General features: G+C 36.9%; 2 protein-coding genes. Both read left to right on the top strand.

Going from position 1 to position 5,917, the window contains the following annotated elements; translation table 11 throughout:
* Positions 1-139: 139 nt before the first annotated feature.
* Complete coding sequence (locus B5V81_RS09070) at positions 140-268, top strand: hypothetical protein (protein ID WP_280528010.1); 129 nt, start codon at positions 140-142, stop codon at positions 266-268.
* A 1,092-nt stretch (positions 269-1,360) separates the two neighbouring features.
* A partial coding sequence (locus tag B5V81_RS08455; protein ID WP_212113080.1) for a right-handed parallel beta-helix repeat-containing protein occupies positions 1,361-5,917 on the top strand: 4,557 nt, incomplete at its 3' end.

Below are 5,917 nucleotides of genomic sequence, written 5' to 3'. Positions count from 1 at the left end.
CTTGAGCTGGAATCATATTATTTGAGAAGCAGCGTATATAAGATGTGTTCACCTCTTTGAGCATAAATTGACTAATAGTTTTTCCGTATCCTAAGCACATTATTCAAGGACATTATCAAAAAGAGGAGCGTTTGAGGAATTGAGTAAACATTACCCTATTGCTGGACTCCCGCAATTGATGCAACTTGCACCTATTCCTTACCTCCACACCAAAGTGCGAACTTTTGATTTTGGTCTCAATACTCTTCAACATCGATCAAATGGTTAAGTTGATCCTTTGATTTTCTGTTTCTCGTAAATTTAATCTTCCCATGATTCCTTTCCCTTATCTGGTGCTTCGAGGGTGATTTTGTTATGTATCCACCTTGTTTCTCATAACGAAGTCACTTTCTGTACTTTTATGGAATAGGCACTGCTCATTAATTTTTAACTACGATTTCCTGTTAAATAGCCGATTATCATCACCAGAATTCAAACGCTATGGTTGAGGATCAACTTATGGTGATGGCAGTATAATCTATTGTAAGCAACTTTTCTTTCACCACCGCATCCATTAACGTATTATAAGATCTCTCATATTTTTTATAGATTCAAAATTAAAACGGACAGAAAGAGCAAAAACAGTCGTAATGATTACTATATATTCAATTTTATATCTCACAAAAGGGGCAACCTAAAAACGTTACGTATTTTAATTATTATAACAAGCTTCTAAAAATATTTTTCCATTTTGTTGTCAGAGATTATGTCAAAAGCACAAAATAATGATTTCTTACGACATGTATAATTTCAATGCGATGAAAGAAGCATTCACTTCAAGCATTCAGCTTCAAACGCCTTCATTTACTGAGATTTAGCATGCAATATGTTTTTCTTACCATACATCAACATAATACCTTGCGCTCAAAAACATGCCGCTAATTCTATCAAAAACCTAGAAATGTTGGTATGATATCAAATGTCTCCATAAAAAAACACATAAGCAATGCGTATATTAGCATTATATTTGAACAATAAGCTCTTTTTGCATTAAGGCTAAACACATTCAATAAAAATTTTTTCATAAATAATTTAAAAGAAATAAATAATAAAAATGCATATGGTATCATAATACTTTACCAATTCCTAAAAAATATAAGTATTACTACAAATATTATAATATATAACAATCACATAAGTTATAAATACATTATGATATTAATTATATATTTTGAAAATTAAATTTTCATTTTGACAGCAAACGCAAAATAAATTATCAGAGCTACATATGAATAATTAACGAAAAGCAATATCTATTTTCTATTCTTCTTTTGAAGACTGCGGGGAAATGAATATTGGGGGCTTTAAAAGGAGAGCATTCGTGTATAAAAAATCCCTTCTGTCATCTATGGCGACAGCAGCTATTGTGTTGTTTAACATTCAATTCAATGTCCATGCTAAATCTCTTGAAGTTTCTGGAGAGACAAAAGAGATTATTAACGATGACACCTATGAGACTCTTCACGCCCTAAAAGGTGGTCAAATCACCGGAACTGATTTGAAGGTAACTGGAAATAAAGACACAAATATCTACGTTATAAGCGCTGAAGGCAAAGGCAGTGCAATTAAATTAACGGGAGACAAAACGACCATTAAAGGCACTGATTCTGACATCCATTTTGGTCTTGAAGCGAAAGATGATGCCGTACTTCAAATGACTGGGGGAACGATTACAGTTTCCAACACTGGCGTTCATTTCTTCAACAGTCATAGCACTGAAAATAAACTGGAAAATGTAACAGTGACGCAAGCAACCAATGCCGTATTTGCCGATAATAACTCTACAATAACGATCATTGGAGGGTCGTTTAATGCAAAAGATGTGACAATAGCTGCTCTAAAGGGTAGCACCATTACTTTAAACAATGCACAAATTACATCTGGTAATGTTGGACTTTATTCAAAAGACTCACAATCCACAATCACAATGACTGGGGGAAATATCACGGGGGAATTTGCAGCATTATCTGCAGAGAATGGCGGACATATTACAGTCACAAATGTTACTTTAGCAACAAATGGAGACGGAATAGATATAAAACCTGATGACCCTAACGCTAATATTAAAATTACCAATGGATTTGGTGCATTTTCTAAAGGCTCTAACAGTGTGATTGAATTGCTTGGAGATACAAAAATCAGCGATAGTAAAATTGGGCTTGGAGTAAAAGAAGATGGCGTAATCCGCATGACGGGAGGAACCATTAAAGCTGCCTTCGCTGGTGCTATCTTCGATAACAGTAAGAAAGAAGAAAACAAACTAGAAAATGTGACCATCTCAAGTAATAAAGAAGATGTGCTGCTCTTGAATGGAATCAATGCAAATAAAAGTACAGTCACTTTAGAAAATGTAAAAGTGACGCAAGCAAATAATGCCGTATCTGCCGATAATAATTCGACAATAACAATCTCTGGAGGATCTTTTGAGACGAAAAAGATAGCCGTAAGCGCTTATAATGGTAGCACCATTACTTTAAACAACAGCGTTCAAATTACATCCGAGAACTCCGGACTTTATGCAAAAGATGGTGGTGCAATCAGCATGACGGGGGGAACCATTCAAACTTCAGAAATTGGTGCTAAATTTGAGAACAGTAAGAGAAAAGAAAACAAACTGGAAAATGTGACTATATCAAGTGATAAAAAAGATACGCTGCTCAAGAATGGAATCAATGCAAATAAAAGTACAGTTGATTTAAAAAATGTAAAAGTAACGCAAGTAACCCATGCCCTCCTTGCCGATAATGAGTCTACAATAACGGTCTCTGGAGGATCTTTTGATACAAAACTAGCAACAATAGCTTCTGAAAACGACAGTATGGTTACCTTAACCAGCATTGATCAAATTACATCATCTGAAGATACCGCACTTTTTGCACAAAACGGTGGAGCAATCTCTATGACTGAAGGCTCTATTAAAGCTGCCATCGCTGGTGCTAAATTTGAAAACAGTAAGAGGAAAGAAAACAGCCTAGAAAATGTGATCATCTCAAGTGTTAAAGACGACGCGCTAATCATGAATGGAATAGCAGCAGATAAAAGTACAGTTGCTTTAACAAATGTAACCGTAAAACAAGCAGGAAACGCCATCTCTGCCAATAATGATTCTACAATAACGGTCTCTGGAGGATCATTTGATGCAAAACTAGCCACAATAGTTTCTACAGACAACAGTATCGTTGCCTTAACTAACATTAATCAAATTACATCATCTGAGGACGATGGACTGCTTGCAAAAAATGGTGGTGCAATCAGCATGACGGGAGGAGCCATTAAATCTTTTAAAGCTGGTGCTGCCTTCGAGAATAGTAAGAGAAAAGAAAACAAACTGGAAAATGTGACCATATCAAGTGGTAAAGACGACGCGCTAATCAAAAATGGAATAGCAGCAGATAAAAGTACAGTTGCTTTAACAAATGTAATCGTAAAACAAGCAGGAAACGCCATCTCTGCCAATAATGATTCTACAATAACGGTCTCTGGAGGATCATTTGATGCAAAACTAGCCACAATAGTTTCTACAGACAACAGTATCGTTGCCTTAACCAACATTAATCAAATTACATCATCTGAGGACGATGGACTGCTTGCAAAAGATGGTGGTGCAATCAGCATGACGGGGGGGAACATTAAAGCTTTCTACAATGGTGCTGCCTTCCAGAACAGTAAGAGAGAAGAAAACAAACTAGAAAATGTGATAATATCAAGCGTTAAGGATGATGCACGACTAAACATAGGAGTATCTGCAAATAAAAGTACAGTTGCTTTAACAAATGTAAAAATCTCTCAAGCAACAAATGCCATAGTCGCAGATAATCACTCAACGATAACAATCTCTGGAGGATCATTTGAAAGCGAAAGCGATGGAGTATATGCAAAACAGGGAAGTTCCATTACTTTAAACAATACTACGGTCATATCATCTCATGGAGAGGGTATCTATGCAAGCGATTCAGATTCAAAAATTGTAATGATAGGAGGAAGTGCAACTACAAAAAGTGGCAATGTTGCATTGCTTACAGAACACGAGGGACAAATCGATGCCACAGATGTTACGCTCACAACAGATGGTATAGGAACCGGCACACTTGCACTTGGTAAGAAGAGCAAAATTGAATTGCATGGCAATACAACAATCGACAACACTTTAAACGGTCTTAGAGCAGTTGATGGCGGCAAAATCACCAGCGAAAATTTAACAATTACTGGTGGGAAAAGAATCAATTCAGGACTCGACACAGAGCGCTCTGGTCTAACGACAGAAGGCGCTGAGAGTGAAATTAACTTAACAGGCAAAACAATCATTCAAAATGTTGATGAAGGTCTTTATGCAGATGGTGGAAGCAAAATCACCAGTGGAGATCTAACAATAATAGGTGGTGAGAGTGAAAACATAACCGTTGCTGTAGGCTCCTACGAGTCTGAAAGCAAAATTGAATTAAATGGTAATACAATAATTAAAAACTTTGATCTTGCTCTTGGTGCAGCCGGTGGTGCCTCAATTAAAATGAAGAATGGTACTAAAAATCAAATAGACGTAAAAAAAGTTGCACTATCCGCAATAGGCGGGGGAAAGATTGGCCTAGCAAATACTTTGGCAAAAGCAGGAAACATAGGTGTACAACTGATGGCTTTATTGAAAACCAATACAGATGAATTAGATGACCTACAAACATATGGAAATAATGAAGTCAATCTGGCCAATACAGAGCTTCATGTTGACAATGGCACTGGAATTGTCGTTGGAGCTCTTGCTAAAAAGAACATTGGAGATATTCCTACTCTATCAATCGGTACGCTCAATCTTAAAGATTCAAAAATCCATGCTGATGTATTATTAGATGATGATATTTTTTGGGACAAAATCTCTTGGCAAGAGGAAAATATCTGGAATGATGAAAACATAAAGAAAATATCCACCGGTAGCTTCACCTTAAATGCAGATCATTCAACTTTAGAAGGCAGAGCAAACATTGCACAAGAGAGAAACGTACGATTTGACCTGAAAAATGGGACACAATGGATCTTAAAAAACAGCACACAAGAAAAAGATGCTGAGGGTAATCTGCTTGATATCGCTCAAAGATCACGCTCTGATATTTCTGTTCTAGATCTCGAAAACAGTTCTCTTATTTTTAAAGAGCCAACAGAAAATCATTACCACACATTACATATAGGCTCTGGAAAACCAGATACCGAAGCCGTCTATAATGCAACAGGCAATGCACAAATTTATTTCAATATAAAATGGACTGATGGCACACCAATAACAGAGCAAGAAACCGATCGGCTTCTCATTCATGGCGATGTCTCAGGAAGCACAACCGTGTACATCAAAAGCGATTTAGGAGATAAAGAAAGTGTCATAAATGCTTCTGCCCCATCGAACAGTAGTGGGATTTCACTGATCCAAGTTTCTGGAAAAGCTGATGAAAATTCCTTCAAATTAGCCCATGGCTATATCACAAGAGGTGGCTCTCCTTACAAATATACGCTAACTGGTTACGGATCAGAATCAAGCCATGGCAAAGCGAATATTGAACAAAGTCTCTTTGATGAAAAGGAGGAAAATTTCTGGGATTTTCGCTTACATAAAGAATTTCTTGGTCCTAATTCAACAGTAGAAGCACCTGTAGCACAAATGGCAAGCTATTTGGTCATGCCCAATGCCCTCTTCTATAGTGGATTGACAGATATAGCAAAACAAAATGCCTTGTTAGCCAATCTCAGAACATCTGTCGTAGGAAAACAACAAGAAAAACAGAACGGTTTCTTCTTATACACCTATGGAAGCACAGGAACTTTATCCTCTGAAAACGCGCCTCATCAATATGGTTATAGCGGTGCTCATCTTCGCTATGCCGCTCTCCAAGGAGGA

This window comes from Bartonella queenslandensis (assembly GCF_018155095.1).
GTDB lineage: Bacteria > Pseudomonadota > Alphaproteobacteria > Rhizobiales > Rhizobiaceae > Bartonella > Bartonella queenslandensis_B.
Note: the sequence above shows the minus strand (reverse complement) of the source record. Positions and strands in the feature narration are given on the sequence as shown.